We start from the raw sequence: 19806 nt of genomic DNA, 5'->3' as shown, positions 1-19806 counted from the left end.
TATTTGCTATTTGTTATTTGTTAGTTGTTAGTTGTTGGTTGTTGGTTGTTATTTGTTATTTGTTATTTGTTAGTTGTTGGTATCTTAGTCTTGTTCCCAGGCTCGGCCTGGGAATACATACCCGGAGGCTCTGCCTCCAATAACCAATTAACCAATGACCAATAACCAATTAACCAATTAACCAATAACCAATAATCAATAACCAATGCCCGATACCCGATGCCCGATGCCCGATGCCCAATGCCCGATGCCCAATGCCCGATGCCCGATTCCCATTCCCAATAACTAATTATTATGACAAGACCTCTAACACCCGCCAATAAAACTTTAGAAAGGTCAGCTTGGACTTGGCAAGACGGCTTGCTGATTCTAGCAATTTTCTCTCTAATTTTGGTCATTGTCCAAACAGCTTCTCAATTCAGCAGTGACTACAACCCAAATTTTCAAATTGAGACTACGCTCAATGTCTTACCAGCATATACAGCCCAGAGTCTTTTACGCATGGCAGCAGCCTATTTTTTATCCCTGCTGTTTACCCTAGTTTATGCTTATTCTGCTTACCGCTTTCCCCTCGCAGCAAAAATTTTAATTCCCTTGTTAGACATTTTGCAGTCGATTCCTGTTTTATCTTTTTTGCCGGGAGTTGTTTTAGCGCTAGTTACTTTATTTCCAGGTCAAAGAATCGGCGTAGAACTCGCATCGATTATCTTAATATTTACTGGGATGACTTGGAATATGACCTTTAGTTTCTATCAGTCGCTTTCCGGCATTCCGCGAGAACTTAAGGAAGCTGCTCAAGTTTATCGGCTCAATGCTTGGCAGCAGTTCTGGACGTTAGAATTGCCCGCTGGTGCGATCGGACTGGTGTGGAACAGTGTCATGTCAGTAGCGGGCGGCTGGTTCTTTTTGATTGCGATCGAATCTTTTACCTTGGGTGACAAAAACTTTAATTTGCCCGGACTCGGTTCCTATTTGGGCAAGGCCGCCAATGAAGGTAATTTTGGGGCGATCGGCTGGGGTTTAGCAGTATTAATTGCTGTTATTATAGCCGTAGACTTTTTGATCTGGCAGCCTTTGATTGCTTGGGCGGAAAAGTTTAAATATCAAGCCGTGGAAGCTACCAATGTACCGCAGTCAAAATTGTTGGATTTTTTGAGGCGATCCGCGACGCTGCGGGTCTTTAAGTCGCGCATTTCGCCGATTAGAGACAGTTTCGATCGCGGTTTGGCAAGAGCTTTTGCACCTGCTAATTTACCAACAAATCCCAGACAAAAAAGCCGGATCGGAAATTGGATAAATTGGATATTTGTCAGCGGGTTTGCCGTCATTGTGCTTTGGGGAACTTGGGAAGCGGTGCTGCTGCTGCGGTTGCTGAATTTGTCGGACTGGCAAAAAGTCATGACTGGTGCATTTTTCACGGCTTTGCGAGTCATTTGCGCGCTATTTTTATCGCTGTTGTGGACAGTGCCGGTCGGAGTGGCGATCGGTCGAAATCCGCGTTTAGCTCAAATTTTGCAGCCATTAGTACAAATAGCAGCTTCTGTACCGGCAACCGCTTTATTTCCCGTATTGCTACTAGCTTTAATTCAGGCTGGGGGCGGCTTGCAAATTGGTTCTGTGGCACTGATGATGTTGGGTACAATGTGGTATTTGCTGTTTAATGTTATTGCTGGCGCTCAAGCCATACCTTCGGAGTTATTTGAAGCTGCGCAAGTTTACAAACTATCCCTAGTTCAGCGCTGGAAAAGTTTAATTTTACCTGGAATTTTTCCCTACTTAATCACAGGAATTATTACGGCAGTCGGCGGAGCTTGGAATGCCAGTATTGTCAGCGAATACGTGCAGTTTAAAGGCCAAATTGTTACTACAGAGGGTTTGGGAGAAACTATTTCTCAGGCGACGGCATCTGGGAATTTTCCCTTGCTTTTGGCTGCTACTTCTGTGATGTCGTTGTTAGTTGTATTGACTAACCGTTTGGTGTGGCGGCCGCTTTACCGTTTGGCAGAAGAAAAATATCAATTATTGGTTTAATTTGGGTAGTAAAATAGGAGTGAAATATAGCAGCCAAAGCTGATAGAGAGCCGCTGTAAATTTTTGGATATGGCGACTTAATTAAAATAGGCGACACTTGTATGCGGCAAAACGCCCGAAACTTAATTTTAGAGGGTGCAGCTTGAAGTTAGTCGATCGCAGCACCCAAAACAGCCCGATCGCCCAAAATTAGACCACCAAAATATATTGACAATATGGTTTTTTTGTGTATCATATTAAAAACCAGTAAAATATCTATTTAGATGCCGAACTAATGAACTCAGCACTAACTAACAAAAACCTAAAACTCGCAGCATTTACAGCCATATTTGCGATATTATTCCCTGCTGTTTTACCTACAGTTGCCTCAGCCCAGACAACACTAGAAGAAATTCGGCAAACCGGAATTCTCAAAGCAGGCATCAGAAAAGACGCCCCTCCATTCGGCTACTTAGAAGGCGAAAAATGGCAAGGAGTTTGCATCGAAGGCTTAGAATTTTTCAGAGCTGACTTAGAAAAGAAAATAAATCGCTCCGTCCGCTTAGAAAAAATAGAAACAGACCTCAACGAATCAGCCGAAAAAGGGCGCTTTCGCAGCGTTACCAGCAAGCGCGCTCACCTAGAATGCGGGCCTAATACAATCCTAAAAAATCCCCCCAGCGGGATTGCATATTCACTGCCTTTTTTATACAGCGGCACTTATTTGTTAGTCAAGCCAGAAAACAGACTGAGAGTCAACCCTTCGGGATTCCTGCAAGACGTGACCGTTGGCGTGCTAAGCGGTTCTCTTACCCAACAATTTATTGCAGGCCGATATCAACTAGCCAACCAGCGCATTTATGAAGGTATCGGGGGCCGAGAGTCTGGTGTAAAAGATGCGGTATCCGGAGCAATCGATGCCTTCGCTAGCGATGGAATGTTGTTAGTAGGAGAAGCTCTGAGACAGGGTTTAACTCCAAGCCAATATTCTGTTATACCGGAGCAGCCTTTAACCTGCATTTCCTACGGCATGATCCTGCCAGCAAGTGACACTGAATGGAAAGAAACAGTCAATAATTTTATTCGCAATCAAAGTTCGACGAACCTGTTGGAAAAAGTGCTCGGGCGCAATTCTCCTTTCTTTCCGATGAGTGTCGCCGATCAAGATAAATGTATTTGAACCCAAATCGCGCAAGGTGCTCGGCGCGCACCAGAAAAATAGGTGTAAGATGCGGAGATTGTCAGGGCAAGTCCGATCGCTGCAACCAGTGGCGTCAATAAGCTCTAAACTGGATTCAGGAAGGCGCGCAGCACAGGTTTAGGAGGGTCATCAGTGACAGAAAAAAGTTATCAATCGTCTTCTCTACCCACCTACGCGCGAAAAGAACTGCGGGAATTAGTTCGATCGCAGTTAAGGGCCCTGTTGGAAGAAGGAGACTTTAAAGGAGCAAAAGCGATTTTGCACCCGGTGCAGGAAGCCGACATAGCTGAAGCTATCGAAGGCTTGCCAGAAACCATGCAAGTAATAGCTTTCCGCTTGCTTTCCAAAGACGAAGCCATCGCAGTTTACGAATATCTCGACTCCAGCGTTCAGCAGTCCCTGTGCGAAAAATTCAAACGCCAAGAAGTCCTCGATATTGTAGACAAAATGTCGCCGGACGATCGAGCTAAACTCTTTGACGAACTGCCGGCAATATTAGTCCGTCGCCTGTTGGGTGAATTGAGCCCGACGGAACGGGAAGCAACGGCGCAACTCTTGGGTTACGAAGCCAGTACCGCCGGCCGGATCATGACCCCGGAATACATTTCTCTGAAAGAAAGCTTTACCGTCGCCCAAGCTTTAGACCGAATTCGCTCTTTGGCTAAAACTACAGAAACAATTTATTCTCTTTACGTCACCGACGCCGGACGCAGCTTGACCGGCATTTTATCCTTGCGGGATTTAGTCACTTCCCCCCTCGACAAAACTGTGGGCGAAATTATGACCCGCGACGTAGTTTCTGTTCAAACAGGAACGGATCAAGAAGAAGTAGCTAGGCTGATCCAGCGTTACGATTTTTTAGCAGTGCCAGTTGTAGACCGCGAACAGCGCCTGGTCGGGATCATTACAGTTGACGACGCGATCGACATTTTAGAACAAGAAGCCGCCAAAGATATTTATACCTTGGGCGGCGTCCAGTCCGGCGGCGACAATTATTTTCAGACCGATTTAATTACCGTTGCCCGGAAAAGGGTCGTGTGGCTGTTTGTTCTGCTTTTAACTAATACTGTCACCGGCGCAATTATTCGAGCTCAAGAAGATATTTTGCACCAAGTAGTCGCCCTAGCAGCCTTTATTCCGCTGCTGACTGGCACTGGAGGCAATGTCGGAGCTCAGTCCTCAACTGTTGTAATTCGCGGTTTGAACACTGATGAAATTACAGCAATGGGGCCGTTTCAAGTAATTGTTCGCGAGGGGATGGCGGGAGCGCTGCTAGGAGGTATATTGGGGACTGTAGCGACGGTCTGGGCTTATACTCTGCAAGGGAGTTTAGCAGTGGCACTCGCGGTGGGAGTGAGTTTGTTTGCGATCGCAATTTTAGCTTCTATTGCCGGTTCAGCTCTGCCGTTTCTATTTCGTTCTTTGGGTTTAGACCCCGCTTTAATGTCTGCTCCTTTTATTACCACCGCAGTTGATGTCCTCGGGGTCTTGATTTATTTCACTTTAGCTCGACTAATTTTGCAGCTTTAATATATTTCATTAGATGGCTGTCAATAAAAAACTTAATCTGTTTTTCACCACTGCTAAACTCTGGGTCAACGTGCGATGCCATACCGGATATGTGCACTGGCGCGTACTTTATTTTTATCCGCATACTTGCACCAGTTGAAAAAAAGAATGCAACTATAGGCCCGTGTTCCAAACTCCGAGCTTCATCAGTCATTCCAAATCTAAAATCTAAAATCTAAAATCTAAAATCTAAAATGGTATTAGCCTATGTCATCATCAAATTCACAAACCCAAATCCAAAATCCCAAGTCGAGCAATTTGTTAGAAACTGCTGAAGCGGTTTTTCTTGCTGCCTCTGCTGTGGGATTGGCTGTTAGTTTGGTTTGGGGGCAGAGCGTTTATGCTCAAGTGCCTGTAGTGATTTCGTTGGTGTTAAATTTCGTGAACCGGCAGAAGTTGCACGGGCAAGTTAAAGCAAGTACGGCGGCAACGTTCGATCGCGTAAATCAACAAGGAGCTACTACCGATCGCGCGATCGAGCAATTGCAACTTGCTGTAAATGCTTTAGATGAAGCTCTTTCTAAAACATCTCGCGAAAATCTCACTGTTGGGCAGGGAGAAAATGTGCACTCTCTCATTTCAGCAATTGAGAACCTGCGCCAGCGATTAATAATTTTAGAAAAAACTATTAAAATGATTCAAAGCGAGATCGAACTCACCAGCCGCCAATTCAAACAGCGGCCGGAGTTGCAACAAGTCGAAACTTTGACAACAATAATTCTGGACTTGCAGCAGTTTATCAACGAACTGCCGCAGTGGGGCAATTTGCAGCAGCGGCAGCTAACAGAACTTCAGCAAAAAGTTGACAATGCTTTGGCTGAGCTATCTCAAGAAATTGCTGTGATTCCCAACCGCGTGCAGGAGGCAGTAGCTAGTCGCGGGGGGGAAATTAACCAAGAGTTTGGTTCGGGTTTGAATGCCGATCGAAAGAAAGCCTATCGACCTAAAACCCAGAATGAGAAAATTCGCCAGAAATATCCCAGAGCTTATGTCAAGTGGAGTCAGGATGAAGACGAAAATTTGAAGCAAGAATATGCTAGCGGTCAACAAATTGGCGAATTAGTTCAGAGATTTCAGCGACAGCCTAGTGCCATTCGTTCGCGATTACAAAAATTAGGCTTAATCGAATAATGGGAATGGTATAGACAAAAATGAGTAAATCTAAAATCTAAAATCTAAAATCGGCAATAACAAAACGATCGCCCTTTTTTTTAAAAGAGCGATCGTTTTATTTCTTTATTCAGTACCGGCTGCCAACAGCGGGCCACTAACATTACATCTCAAGGCTTTTTAGCCTGGGTCTACCTCATTCTAGAAATCTTGGGGTAACAAAGAACTTAAACGCTCCAACAAAGGATCGGAATTCCGAGGAGGAGCAACCTCAGCATCTGACACTAAATTATCATCCGCCACAGACTCAGACTCAATCGAGCCAGGCTCTACTACTTTTGAAACTTGGGCAAAAGAAACTTGAGCAAACTTACTGTTAACACTCCCCTGCAACTGATCCAACTGCGCGCTGAGTTGACTCAGGTGATGTTCCAGTCCCTCCAAACGGCTTAATTCCTCCGCAGAAACATTGTGCTCAAACTCAGCAAATTTGACCACAAGTTCAGCAATACGCTGTTCCAACCGTTGAAAGCTCTGTGTAGAGCTAGCAGACTCAGATACAGACAAAAACTGCCACAAAGCTTGCTTGCAGAGATTGCTGAAAGTCTGATACTTCGTGAAAGCCAACTCTTTTTCAATAGCGGCCAGCAAAGTTTGATCCGCAGCATCTTCAGTAAACGCCACCGAGAAATTCGCCTTATTTTTTGCCCACAGTGCCATAGGGTTCAAGCCTTAATCCGTTACTTTATCGTGGCTAGCTGAGCCTCAGCATAAATAAACTGTCCCAAAGCATTAGCTTTCCGAGAAGGCTGAGCCAAGTGAGCCTTAAGATTGGCGTCTTTAAGCAAAGGTTGCAGCACCTCCCAGAAAAACTCGCCGCCGCCGCCAGTCAGAACCACATCCGTCACCCGTTCCGGCAGCCACTGCACCAAACGTTCGGACAGTTCGTTAGCGAAAGCCTCCCGCAAATCCTTAATAATCGGATCTAAATTAGTCGGCTTAGTCGCTCCTCTCGGACGGTAGAAACGCTGCCCTTCTGGTTTATTCACCGCTTCCAGTAAAGACAGAGATTGAGGGTCTGCCCCCGGAATCTTTGAGGCAACTTGTTCGTAGAACTTGTTCATGGCGAAGGAATCGCTCTTAGAAGCCGCGCGGGCGAACCGGAAACGATCGACCATTAACAAATCGGTAGTTTGGTGTCCGATATCGACAACAGCCACCGACAGTTCGGGCAACTCCGGCGTAAACTCCTTGTTGTCTTGAGCCTCGCACCAAATCAGGCTGCCGAAGCCTTCGGGCATCACCCAAACGTGACTGATGTTAATATCCACACGCTCGCCCCTGTACACCACAACGTGGGGAGAGCGAAGTTGGCTGATAATCTCTTCCTTTTCTTTCTCAAACTGATCCTGGGAATAAAACGGCAAACCCAGCACAACTGCTATTTCGCCCTTCATCTGGAAATATCCAGCACAGGAAAAAACCTTAACCAAAGCATCTACTACTTTCGACTGGTCGGCGCCGCCGAGATTAGCGCCAAAATCTGCAGCCAGTTGGCCTATAGCGTACCCTTTGCCCTGGTACTCCAGCCACATATCCAACAGAGGGTCTGTTGCTTTCGACTCAAAGCTGCCGCCACGAACCTTTTCAACGGGCATAGCAGCCACGTTGGCAGGGATGAAAACAACGCTGCTGGGGTTGCGACTCACGCAGGCTTTAGTTGCCGTCCGACCCAAATCAGCACTAATAATCGATTTGTGAGAAGCGATCTTAGTCTGCTGCGTCAGCATAGCCGAATTAGGAACAAGCTGTCTAGTTGTCATTGAAATGTGTTACCTCACTGAGCCTCACCATTATCATGCCTTATCCCTTGACACTGCCACGATTAAAGACAGTGGGTTTTGCGGCGATTCTTCTAACTCTACCTAGATTGGTATCGAAATCAGCACCAAACATTATATTCGGGACGATCGCCCTTACCGTAACTAACCTAACTTTTTCTGGAGCGATCGTCGTTTAAGCTCTGTTGCCTGAGAGTGCATTGTTAAGTTAAATTTAGTTAAGATTCTGAGTGTAAACTTTTGTCGCACTTCTCCGACACCGCGATCTTACCCGATCTGTCCCCAATTCAAGGCATCCGCATTTATGAAAATTTCTTGGCGAACTATACTACTTTGGACTTTACCCGCCTTAGTCATCGGCTTTTTCTTGTGGCAGGGGGCCTTTGCCCCATCCCCCACAGAAATGACCAAGAACACCGCCAGTACCCGCCTCAGCTACGGTCGATTCTTAGATTACTTAAACGCCGGCCGAGTGACCAGCGTTGACCTTTACGACGGAGGCCGGACGGCTATTGTCCTAGCAGTCGATCCCGAACTGGACAATCACGAGCAGCGGTGGCGGGTGGACTTGCCCTCAAATGCCCCGGAACTGGTTTCTAGACTCAGAGACTCCAAAATCAGCTTCGACACTCACCCACTGCGCAACGACGGCGCTGTCTGGGGACTTTTAGGCAATCTAGTATTTCCCCTCTTGTTAGTAGGAGGGCTGTTTTTCCTCTTCCGCCGCGGTGGCAACGTTCCCGGCGGCCCGGGCCAAGCCATGAATTTTGGCAAGTCCAAAGCTCGCTTTCAAATGGAAGCTAAAACAGGCGTACTGTTCGACGACGTAGCAGGCGTTGAGGAAGCCAAAGAAGAACTTCAAGAAGTGGTGACATTCCTCAAAAAACCCGAACGCTTCACCGCAGTTGGGGCGAAGATTCCCAAAGGCGTGCTGCTAGTGGGCCCTCCCGGAACCGGTAAAACCCTGCTGGCAAAAGCGATCGCAGGCGAAGCCGGCGTGCCTTTCTTCAGCATCTCCGGTTCGGAATTTGTCGAAATGTTCGTCGGTGTCGGCGCTTCCCGCGTTCGCGACTTGTTCAAGAAAGCGAAAGAAAATGCTCCTTGCATCATCTTTATCGATGAAATCGATGCAGTGGGCCGCCAGCGCGGCGCCGGTATCGGCGGCGGTAACGACGAACGGGAACAAACCTTGAACCAGTTGCTGACCGAAATGGACGGTTTTGAGGGCAATACTGGCATTATCATCATTGCTGCCACGAACCGCCCCGACGTGCTCGACTCAGCGCTGCTGCGTCCGGGACGTTTTGACCGCCAAGTTAGCGTAGATACGCCGGATATCAAAGGCCGCTTGGAAATTTTGGAAGTTCACGCGCGCAACAAGAAGCTGTCTCCGGAGATTTCTTTGGACGCCATCGCCCGCCGCACTCCCGGTTTTACCGGGGCTGATTTGGCTAACTTGCTCAACGAAGCTGCTATTTTAACTGCCCGCCGCCGGAAAGAAGCGATTACGATGCTCGAAGTTGACGATGCAGTCGATCGCGTGGTAGCAGGTATGGAAGGCACTCCCTTGGTGGACAGCAAGAGCAAGCGCTTGATTGCTTACCACGAAATCGGCCACGCGATCGTCGGTACAATCATTCAAGCCCACGATCCAGTTCAAAAAGTTACCTTAGTTCCTCGCGGACAGGCCCGCGGCTTGACTTGGTTCATGCCCAGCGAAGACCAAGGTTTGATTTCTCGATCGCAAATTTTGGCCCGGATTAGCGGTGCTTTGGGTGGCCGCGCAGCCGAAGAAGTAGTTTTCGGCGATGCCGAAGTAACCACCGGTGCCGGCAACGACTTGCAGCAAGTCAGCGGTATGGCACGCCAAATGGTGACTCGCTACGGGATGTCTACCTTGGGCCCGATAGCCCTGGAAGCTCAGCAAAGCGAAATTTTCCTCGGCCGCGACTACACAGCGCGATCGGAATATTCCGAAGAAATTGCCTCTCGGATTGACGGACAAGTCCGGGAAATTGTCGATCGCTGCTACGACGACGCCCGCCGAATTATTCGCGAAAATCGCACCGTGGTCGATCGCTTAGTCGATTTGTTGATCGAAAAAGAAACCATCGACGGCGAAGAGTTGCGCCTAATCGTCTCTGAATACACTTTTGTTCCTGAAAAAGAACAATACGTTCCTCAGCTTTAAGACTTGTTTAAAAATTAGGGACACGGCGATGCCGTGTCTTTAAAAAGTAGGGACGCAGCACTATTGCCACGTCCCTACTTTTTCATTAAACTGTCAATAATATTAAACCGCTCCTAAACGCCAATTAACGCAGATGAATACTAAATTTGCCATACATACTAAGAATTCGTTATTTTTTTTAATAGCAACTTTTATTTTTGTTTGTGTCAATACTTTGAGCGCCAGCGCTGAAAAATTAAGATGTTTTGTAGATATTTGCCTCGACCCCAGCACCGTTGAATTAAGTAAATCCGATATTCCCGGTGCTCCTTCTTATCCAGTCAGAACTATTTTAGGAACTCAACAGTTTAGTAACCAGAAATTGTTGGCGCAAATGGAAGTTAACTGCCAGCAGCGACAGTTTAGAACTGTCAGAGTTAGCGAAGATGGCGAAAATTGGTCGAATTTCGATCCCAGATGGACTTTAGTCGATCGCAACTCATCTTTGTCGGGGCTGGTTGACTATACTTGTCAATTGGCGATCGCAGAACAAGAGAATAAATAAGTAGACCAAGAAAAAAAACCGATCGCCTATCTCTTCAACCTTGGGCTTGCGGGTGCAAGTTTGACAAGCAGCGCTTGAAACCGCCGAGTGTTAATATTACACTCAATCTAAAATCTAAAATCTAAAATCTAAAATCGGATGACAAACCCCACCGAATACCGGCAAAGACGCGAACAGTTAATGGCCAAAATTGGCAGCGGGACGGCGATATTTCGCAGCGCGCCCGCAGCCGTCATGCACAACGATGTAGAATACGCATACCGACAAGATAGCGATTTTTTCTACTTAACCGGTTTCAACGAAGCTGCGGCGGTAGCAGTGCTCGCGCCGCACCACGAAGAACACAAGTTTGTTTTGTTTGTGCAGCCAAAAGACTTGGAAAAAGAAACTTGGCACGGTTATCGCGCCGGAGTAGAAGGCGCTAAGGAATTGTACGGCGCGGATGAAGCTTTCCCCATCGCCGAACTTGCGGAAAAATTGCCGAAATATTTAGAAAAAGCCGATCGCATATACTATCACTTCGGGCGCGATCGTACTTTCGACCAAACAGTCCTCAATCACTGGCAGCGCTTGATGGCAACCTACCCGAAACGCGGCACAGGCCCCACAGCAATCGAAGATTCCAACATCATTTTACACCCGATGCGGCTAGTGAAAAGCGAAACAGAATTAGCATTAATGCGAAAAGCCGCTAATATCTCAGTTGCAGCGCACAACCGCGCCCAAGAATTCGCCAAACCTGGCAGGTACGAATACGAAATTCAAGCTGAAATAGAACATACTTTTGGCTTAAATGGCTGCACTCCCGCTTACCCTTCAATTGTTGCATCCGGTTACAATTCTTGCGTCCTCCACTACATCGAAAACAACCGACAAATGCAGGAAAACGATTTGTTGCTAATAGATGCCGGTTGTGCTTGCGACTACTACAACGCTGATATTACTCGCACCTTTCCTGTCAGCGGCAAATTTACAGCCGAACAACAGATAATTTATGACTTAGTTTTGCAAGCACAATTGCAGGCAATTAGTCAAGTATATCCGGGAAATCCTTACAGCAAAATTCACGAAACAGCCGTGCGCGTTTTGGTGGAAGGTTTAATGGATTTAAAACTTTTGGTGGGGGACATTGAAGAGATAATTAAAGAAGAGAAATACAAGCCATTTTATATGCACCGCACTGGTCATTGGCTGGGATTGGACGTGCACGATGTCGGCGTTTATCAGTACGGCGAAAATCCGCAAGTTTTGCAGCCAGGACAAGTGCTGACGGTGGAACCGGGGATTTATATTTCTCCTCATATTAAACCCGTTGAAGGACAGCCGGAGGTTCCTGAACAATGGCGCGGTATTGGCGTGAGAATTGAAGATGATGTTTTGGTGACACTTGAGGGTCAGGAAGTCTTGACGGCGGGAGTTCCTAAATAAAGGTGGAAGGCTTTGGGCCCAAGTCTAGAAAGATTGACTAATTAAGTTGGCAGTAAAGGCTTGAGCTTTGTTAGTATTGGCTTGAAACAGCTCAAGTCCGCAACTGCCAAACCTAGAGCCATTATGTGTATTGATCCTACCAAGATCGATCGACCTCCCGAAACCTGCGAAGCATTAGTAGCAGAGCAAAAAGCAAAAATTCGGCAACTTGAAGAGGATTTGCAGCAGCAGAGAGAATTGTGCCAGAAATTAGAAGCACAACTCAAAGCAGTCGAGAATGCTGGCTTTTCGGGTTCGGCAACTGAATTAGATATCACCGACGACGATCGCATTCGGTTAATCGCATCTCTGGAAAAAAGCCAGGAAATGTATCGAACTCTCATCAAACATTATCCGAATGGGTCGGTGTTTTTGTTCGATCGCGATTTGCGCTATACTCTGGTTGACGGGCTAGGGTTGGCAGTAGTTGGTTTGTCCAAAGAACTGTTGGAAGGCAAAACATTGTGGGAAGTATCGCCACCAGAAGATTTGCCACTTTTTGAGACTACATATCGCGCGGCTTTGGCAGGAAAAGAGAATACTTTTGAATATAAATACGGCGGTCGCGTTTATTCAACAACAATTGCTCCCGTCAAAAACAACCGGGAAGAAATTTTTGCAGGGATGGTCGTTACTCAAGATATTACCGAAAAAAAACAGGCAGAAATAGCGCGGGAAGAAATCACAAATCAGCTAGAAATTAAATATCAAAAGCGCACTGAAGACTTGAAAACAGCCAACAATCAATTGCAGGAAGAAATTATCTATCGCTGGCGCGCCGAAGAAGCTCTGCGGGAAAGTCAGGAACAGCTAGAATTGTTTTTCTCTCAATCTTTAGATGGCTTTTTCTTTCTGATGCTGGACGAACCGATTAACTGGGACGATACAGTTGAAAAAGAAAAAGTTTTGGATTACGTGTTTGCTAACGGGCGGGTAACGAAGGCAAACGATGCAGTGATCGCTCAATACGGAGGTACTAGGGAAGAGTTTATTGGTCGGACGCTTGACTCTTTTTTCTCCCACAACTTGACTGGCGGCAGAGAGATAATCAGGCAATTTTTTGATGCTGGCAGAATTCACATCAAAAATGACAATCGCAAGTTTGACGGGGTTATAATTTGGGTGGAAGGCGACTATATTTGCATTTACGATTCCCAGGGCAGAATCGTCGGATATTTTGGCGTGCAGCGCGATATTAGCGATCGCAAAAAAGCAGAAGCAACCCTCAGAGATAGCGAAGAACGCTTTCGGGCAACCGTCGAACAAGCGGCAGTTGGCATTACCCACCCTGACCAAACAGGCCGCTATTTGCGAGTCAATCAAAAATTCTGCGAGATCGTGGGATATACTGCGAGCGAACTGCTGTCGCGAACTTGGATGGACGTTACTTACCCAGAAGATATAGATGCAGATTTAGAACAAAATAAGAAATTATTTGCCGGGGAAGTTGACAGTTATAAAATGGAAAAACGCTTGCTGCGCACAGACGGCACTGTAGTTTGGGTAAATATTACAGTATCGCTAATCAAAGAACCGCTGAGCGGGGCAACTTACAATGTAGTAGTAACAGAAGATATTAGCGAGCGCAAAAAAACGGAAGCAGCACTGAAAGAGAGCGAAGAAAGGTTCCGACAGCTAGCAGAAAACATTGAAAGCGTGTTTTGGATGTTAAACGTTCAACCCCAGGAAATTATTTATATCAGTCCGGGTTATGCAAAAATTTGGGGCAGAAGCTGTGCTGATTTGTATGCTTACGGGCGCTTTTTTACAGAGTCCTTCCATCCAGAAGATCGCGACCGCATTATTGCTACCTTCACTAAACAAATTGAGTCTGAAGAAGATATCGAATATCGAATTGTCAGGCCGGACGGCAAAATCCGCTGGATTCGCGCTCGGGCTTTTCCGATTAGAAATCAAGCTGGTCAAGTTTACCGCATCGTTGGCATTGCAGAAGATATAAGTGAACGCAAACAGGCAGAAAAAACTATCCGTGAAAGTGAAGAACGCTTCCGCCAACTAGCAGAAAATATCCAAGATTCCTTCTGGCTGATGTCTGCTGAATTCACCGATTTATTGTATCTGAGTCCAGCTTACGAAAACATCTGGGGGCGCAGTCGCGAAGAATTATATGCCGAGCCCTTAAAAATGATGGAGTGGGTGCATCCAGAAGATAAACATTTGTTGCAAGAGGCAATGGGGCGAGTGTTGCAGGGCGAGTCCACCAGTACCGAATATCGGATTTTACGGCCAGACGGCACAATGCGCTGGGTGTGCGATCGAGCTTTTTCCATTTACGACGAAGCGGGCAAAATTTACCGCATCGCTGGTATTGGCGAAGATATCAGCGATCGCAAATTGACCGAGGCCCGCATCCAAGCAGCACTCCGCGAAAAAGAAGTATTGCTCAAAGAAATTCACCACCGCGTCAAAAATAATATGCAGGTAATTTCCAGCTTGCTGCAACTTCAAGCTCAATACATTGAAGACGAAGCGATGCTAACTTTATTTGAAGAAAGCCAGACCCGAATCCATTCAATGGCTTTGATTCACGAGCAACTGTATCAATCCGAACATCTCGATCGGATCGACCTCCCCCTCTACGTCGAAAACTTAGTTGCTAATTTGTATCAATCTTTTGGGTGCGGCAACACTGCAATCCAATTCACTCTCAACGTTGACCCCATTTGTTTAAACATAGAAACAGCGATTCCTTGCGGGTTAATTATTAACGAACTGGTTTCTAATTCGTTGAAATATGCCTTTCCCCCTAGCTTAGGAGGGGAAATTAGTATTAAATTTTTTGAAGGCAGCAATCACCAATTTAACTTAACTATTCAAGATAACGGTCGCGGATTTCCGGATAATTTTGATGTGGAAAATACTGAGACATTAGGATTGCAATTAGTTAAAATGTTGGCTTACCAATTAGAGGCGAGTATTGCCATTGACAGTCAGTGTGGAACTTGCTACAATCTAATTTTCAAAGAATTAAATTATCGGCAGCGCATTTAAAAAAAAATGAACCCTATAAAAATTTTGGTTGTAGAAGACGAAGTTATTGTAGCGCAAGACATAGCAGGTCGATTAAAAAAACTCGGATATGTCGTAACAGCTACAGTCTCTTCTGGAGAAGAAGCAATTCAAAAAGCTATAGAAAACCCGCCAAATTTGGTGTTGATGGACATCGTGCTTAAAGGTGACATGGACGGAGTAACAGCGGCAGAAAAAATCCGAACTAATAGGAATGTGCCGACAGTATTTTTAACAGCTTATGCCGACGATAAAACGCTGCAAAGAGCGAAACTTACAGATCCATTCGGTTACATTATAAAACCCTTTCAACAACATGATTTACGGGTGGCGATCGAGATTGCCCTGCACAGACACGAAATCGAAACCAAGATGCGAGAATCTCTCAAAGCCTCGGAAGCAGCCAGAGAGTCGCTGGAAGAAAAATCGCACCGCCAAAATCATTATATTTCAATGGCCGCTCACGAATTGCGCAACCCGCTCAACGCAATTTTAATCTCTGCGGAACTCCTAGAGAGCGATCGAACTCGCAGCAGTGGCGAATCCCAAGTTAGAACCCTGCGGCTGGTGCACTCAGCTACCCAAAAGATGAACCAGCTAATCGACGATATGCTGTTCATGGGTAGAGCAGAAGCAGGCAAACTCAAATGCAATCCATTACCGATAAATTTAGTCGAATTTTGTCAAGAATTGCTCGCTCAATTGCAGTTAGGAAATGAAGCCAAGCACAAACTAACATTAATCCCGTCAGATGTTACCAGCGCGATGTTAGATCAACAATTGCTGCACGGCATTATTTCTAACTTAATCGTCAATGCCATCAAATATTCCCCCAACGGCGGGCAAGTCACCTTGGAATTGGAATACCGTCAAGCAGGCAAGGGAGACAAAGAAGCTATTTTCTGCTTATCTCCTCACTGTTTGTTTGGCAATTCTCAATTTATAAATAGTAACTCTCCTTTACTAATTATGCGTATCCGAGACGAAGGTATCGGCATCCCCGAAACGGAAGTAGGGAAAATCTTTGAAATGTTTTACCGCTGCAAGAATACCGGAAAGATTAAAGGTAACGGTTTGGGATTAACAATTGTTAAAAAAGCTGTGGAATTGCAAGGAGGTGCGATCGCCTGCGAAAGCAAAATCGGCGTTGGTACAACCTTCACAGTCGCGCTTCCTTACCTTGCCCTTTCCTCTAAGACTCAACGATAAACAACTTAAATACCACTACAAACACTAATCAAAGTGTTGCAAAATCCACTCCACAGCCACCGCCAAATTGGCTGCAATAAAATCCGGTTTAGTATGATGCTGATACTCACCGCTCAACACGCTTTTCCCGTAACCAGTCTGCACCAAAATGCCAGTACAGCCGGCATTGTGAGCCATATCAACATCAGTCGCTTTATCCCCCACCATAAAACTATTCCGCAAATCCAAATCGTGTTCCCAAGCCGCCGCTACCAACATCCCCGTATTTGGTTTTCGCCAAGTCGTATACCGCGTAAATTCTGGGTTTGTTCCGCCTTCGGCTGCACTTAAATAAGGACAGTAATAAAGAGCATCTAACTTGGCTCCAGCTTCATTTTCTAATAGCTGACACAGGCGTTTGTGCAAAGCTTCTACATGGCTGACGGGATTATAACCCCTCGCTGGGCCCGATTGATTGGAAACCAAACAGCAAAATATTTGTTGGTCATTTAAACGGCGTACAGCTTCAGCTATTCCGGGGATTAAATGCAAATCTTCTACTTTGTGGATGTAGCCCACTTCGATATTGAGAACGCCATCTCGGTCAAGAAATACTGCTCGTTTCATTGTTGTATTGTTTTTGATATAATATAAAACTCGGTGGCATCGGAATTGATATTACCCACATTCAGGACACGGCAATGCCCAAGGCGTGTCAACTTAAGCTTTTCGTCCGCTAGTCCTCCCGCCTACCCGGCAGTCCGCCAGGGAATGAATTCCCTGTCTAATAGCGAAAGTCCTCTAAAAGAGGACTGAATAATTCATTAGTCCTCTTTTAGAGGACTTCAGCTTTGAGACAGGGGTTTCAACCCCTGTCGGACTATCGGTGTAACGTTAAGTTGACACGCCTTGGACACTGCCGTGTCCTCATCATGATTCTAAAATAGATTGTTTTCCCAGCCATTGGCGGAAACTATTATGATACAAACTATAGCAAATTTCTCCTCCAATTTCTTGTTTATTTAAGAACTCGATCCAATTGTCTAATGTTTTTTCAACCTCGTATTCATCCTCATGAATTATATTGGATATCGCACTTACAGACAAACCTGTTGTGGATTTTATCAAAACATTCAGCACAGACAACTCGATCGCCGATAAAGCATCACCTCTCATCCGCAGCCAGTGGTTTTGATAATACGCTGCTAAACCGGGAGGAAGTTCAGGGAAAAGTGAGGTATCTTCCAGATTAGCATCGGGGTGTGAATTCTCGCCGATCGCCCTTAACATCTGACTCAGATACATGAAATTGTTTTCGCTGACAGTGGCGAGTTGTTGGCAGAATTCGGGTTGAGTTAAATCCGGTGCAGTTGATAGGTATTGCTGAATGTAGTCAAGGGCATCTTCGCGATTTTGGGCGGGATAATCTCTTAAATCGAGAGTTTGAGAGGGCGTTTCAATTAACAAACCGGATTTCTCTCTCAAAAACGGGCGGCGGGCGAGGATAAAATAAGTACGATCGCCCAAATATCTCGGCAGATAAAACAGATTTGAGCTGGGAGGCTGACTGGTGCGGGCGATCGCGTCTACAGAATCAATGACTATTATCAACTTTTGGCGATCGTTTAATTTATCGCTAATTTGCTGAAGCAACAAAGACAGAAACCAACTCCCATCATCGGATTCGAGATTTTGAAGTTGAGATCTTAGCTTGACAATTTCCGATGTTTCCCCATTGGCAGCAAGGTATTTGTCAATCAGTTGAGTGCAGACAGAAGCGAGAAAATCTTCAGCTCGATTTTTGCCCTCAACTGCAGCGTTGTAATAAATACTGCGAGGATGGGCGGTGACATATTGGGCGAGGATGGAACTTTTGCCGCAGCCGGGTGTGCCGACAATTGTGAAATAACCGCGGCTGTGGGAGTCCAGAAAGTCGGAAATGGCAGAAAAAACAAACTTGCGCCCTGCAAAATTCTCGATTTTTTCTCGCAGGAGTTGCTGAAATTCTTTTGGGTAAGAATCAATAGAGATGGGAGTTGAGAGAGGTGAGGAATTCATGTTAGTGCCTCCACCCCTTCTAGCCGCAGGAAATATACGCGGCCGGATCGAGTGCCTGCGACAATTGTGACTCCATCGGGTTCAATGGCGCAAGAGGCGATCGAACTTTCACCCGTGAAACTAGCAAGGATATTTCCACTCGACACATCCCAGACTTTGATTGTGTTGTCTCTTGAACCAGAAATTGCCAGCTTGCCATCAGCAGTCACTGCTACTGCATTTACCGAGTTGCTATGACCTTTTAAAGTAAACAGTTCCTTTCGAGTAGTTAAATCCCAGACTTTGAGGGTGTTGTCTCTTGAACCAGAAATTGCCAGCTTGCCATCAGCAGTGACTGCTACTGCATTTACCCAGTTGCTATGACCTTTTAAAGTAAACAGTTCCTTTCGAGTAGTTAAATCCCAGACTTTGAGGGTGTTGTCTTTTGAACCAGAAATTGCCAGCTTGCCATCAGCAGTCACTGCTACTGCATTTACCGAGTTGCTATGACCTTTTAAAGTAAACAGTTCATCTCCAGTTGTTAAATCCCAGACTTTGAGGATATTGTCTTTTGAACCAGAAATTGCCAGCTTGCCATCAGCAGTCACTGCTACTGCATTTACCGAGTTGCTATGACCTTTTAAAGTAAACAGTTCATCTCCAGTTGTTAAATCCCAGACTTTGAGGGTGTTGTCTTTTGAACCAGAAATCCCCCGCTTGCCATCAGCAGTGACTGCTACTCCAACCCAGCCCCTGTGACCTTCAAGAGTAAACTGTTCATCCTCAGTTGTTAAATCCCAGACTTTGATCGTATTGTCATAGGAACCAGAAATCGCCCGCTTCCCATCAGCAGTGACTGCTACTGCTTTTACCAATTCGCTGTGACCTTCAAGAGTAAACTGTTCCTTTCGAGTTGTTAAATCCCAGACTTTGAGGGCGTTGTCATAGGAACCAGAAATCGCCCGCGTGCCATCAGCAGTGATGGCTACTACGTTTACCCAGTCGCTGTGACCTTCAAGAGTAAACTGTTCATCCTCAGTTGTTAAATCCCAGACTTTGAGGGTGTTGTCATAGGAACCAGAAATCGCCCGCTTGCCATCAGCAGTGACGGCTACTGCATTTACTGAGCTGCTGTGACCTTCGAGGGTAAACAGTTCCTGTCCAGTTGTTAAATCCCAGACTTTAAGGGTGTTGTCAGATGAAGCAGAAATTGCCCGCTTGCCATCAGCAGTGACGGCTACTGCATTTACTGAGTTGCTGTGACCTTCGAGGGTAAACTGTTCCTTTCGAGTTGTTAAATCCCAGACTTTGATCGTATTGTCATCTGAACCGGAAATCGCCCGCGTGCCATCAGCAGTGATGGCTACTGCATTTACTGAGTTGCTGTGACCTTCAAGAGTAAACTGTTCCTTTGGAGTTGTTAAATCCCAGACTTTGAGGGTGTTGTCATATGAACCGGAAATCGCCCGCTTGCCATCAGCAGTGACGGCTACTGCATTTACTGAGCTGCTGTGACCTTCGAGGGTAAACAGTTGCTGTCCAGTTGTTAAATCCCAGACTTTGAGGGTGTTGTCATATGAACCGGAAATCGCCCGCTTGCCATCAGCAGTGACGGCTA

The 19806-nt window shown here is 46.0% G+C and carries 14 protein-coding genes; 9 read left to right on the top strand and 5 right to left on the bottom strand.

Translation table 11 applies throughout. The annotated features are described in order from the left end of the window. Positions 1-294: 294 nt before the first annotated feature. The 4 genes from QUA54_RS28210 (at position 295) to QUA54_RS28195 (ending at position 5911) form a co-directional block, all read left to right on the top strand. Positions 295-2031 (top strand): ABC transporter permease subunit, encoded by a 1737-nt coding sequence (locus QUA54_RS28210; protein WP_333417661.1) that lies wholly within the window; start codon positions 295-297, stop codon positions 2029-2031. A gap of 274 nt (positions 2032-2305) precedes the next feature. Continuing rightward, positions 2306-3190: an amino acid ABC transporter substrate-binding protein gene (locus QUA54_RS28205; protein ID WP_333417659.1), complete on the top strand. Its 885-nt coding sequence runs from the start codon at positions 2306-2308 to the stop codon at positions 3188-3190. 153 nt (positions 3191-3343) lie between these two features. Beyond that, on the top strand, positions 3344-4741 hold the full coding sequence (mgtE, locus tag QUA54_RS28200; protein ID WP_333417657.1) for a magnesium transporter: 1398 nt from the start codon (positions 3344-3346) through the stop codon (positions 4739-4741). 246 nt (positions 4742-4987) lie between these two features. After that, complete coding sequence (locus QUA54_RS28195; protein ID WP_333417655.1) at positions 4988-5911, top strand: hypothetical protein; 924 nt, start codon at positions 4988-4990, stop codon at positions 5909-5911. Positions 5912-6091: 180 nt separating this feature from the next. On the opposite strand, the gene QUA54_RS28190 is transcribed toward QUA54_RS28195, so the two are convergent. Further along, a complete protein-coding gene (locus QUA54_RS28190) occupies positions 6092-6610 on the bottom strand; it encodes a hypothetical protein (RefSeq protein ID WP_333191691.1) in 519 nt (172 codons plus the stop codon). A gap of 20 nt (positions 6611-6630) precedes the next feature. Next, positions 6631-7713 (bottom strand): ParM/StbA family protein, encoded by a 1083-nt coding sequence (locus QUA54_RS28185; RefSeq protein ID WP_172185049.1) that lies wholly within the window; start codon positions 7711-7713, stop codon positions 6631-6633. A gap of 322 nt (positions 7714-8035) precedes the next feature. On the opposite strand from QUA54_RS28185, the gene ftsH2 reads away from it, so the two are divergent. The 5 genes from ftsH2 (at position 8036) to QUA54_RS28160 (ending at position 16172) form a co-directional block, all read left to right on the top strand. Next, complete coding sequence (gene ftsH2 / locus QUA54_RS28180) at positions 8036-9922, top strand: ATP-dependent zinc metalloprotease FtsH2 (RefSeq protein WP_172185051.1); 1887 nt, start codon at positions 8036-8038, stop codon at positions 9920-9922. 133 nt (positions 9923-10055) lie between these two features. Continuing rightward, complete coding sequence (locus QUA54_RS28175) at positions 10056-10466, top strand: hypothetical protein (RefSeq protein WP_333417653.1); 411 nt, start codon at positions 10056-10058, stop codon at positions 10464-10466. 138 nt (positions 10467-10604) lie between these two features. Next, positions 10605-11894, top strand: coding sequence for an aminopeptidase P N-terminal domain-containing protein (locus QUA54_RS28170; RefSeq protein ID WP_333417651.1), 1290 nt, complete (start codon positions 10605-10607; stop codon positions 11892-11894). Between the two features lie 123 nt (positions 11895-12017). Further along, complete coding sequence (locus QUA54_RS28165) at positions 12018-14945, top strand: PAS domain S-box protein (protein WP_333417649.1); 2928 nt, start codon at positions 12018-12020, stop codon at positions 14943-14945. Between the two features lie 6 nt (positions 14946-14951). Continuing rightward, the gene (locus QUA54_RS28160; RefSeq protein WP_333417648.1) at positions 14952-16172 is read left to right on the top strand and encodes an ATP-binding protein; all 1221 of its coding nucleotides are present in this window, start codon (positions 14952-14954) and stop codon (positions 16170-16172) included. A 24-nt stretch (positions 16173-16196) separates the two neighbouring features. Here QUA54_RS28160 and QUA54_RS28155 read toward each other — a convergent pair whose 3' ends face one another. The 3 genes from QUA54_RS28155 to QUA54_RS28145 form a co-directional block, all read right to left on the bottom strand. Then, positions 16197-16778 (bottom strand): HAD family hydrolase, encoded by a 582-nt coding sequence (locus QUA54_RS28155; RefSeq protein WP_333417646.1) that lies wholly within the window; start codon positions 16776-16778, stop codon positions 16197-16199. Between the two features lie 303 nt (positions 16779-17081). Next, positions 17082-18209, bottom strand: coding sequence for an ATP-binding protein (locus QUA54_RS28150; RefSeq protein WP_333417644.1), 1128 nt, complete (start codon positions 18207-18209; stop codon positions 17082-17084). Continuing rightward, positions 18206-19806: WD40 repeat domain-containing protein (locus QUA54_RS28145; protein ID WP_333417642.1), on the bottom strand; the 1601-nt coding region annotated here is incomplete at its 5' end. The genes QUA54_RS28145 and QUA54_RS28150, both read right to left, overlap by 4 nt.

The sequence above is a fragment of the Microcoleus sp. MOSTC5 genome (genome assembly GCF_036701825.1).
Taxonomy (GTDB): domain Bacteria; phylum Cyanobacteriota; class Cyanobacteriia; order Cyanobacteriales; family Microcoleaceae; genus Microcoleus; species Microcoleus asticus.
Note: the sequence above shows the minus strand (reverse complement) of the source record. Positions and strands in the feature narration are given on the sequence as shown.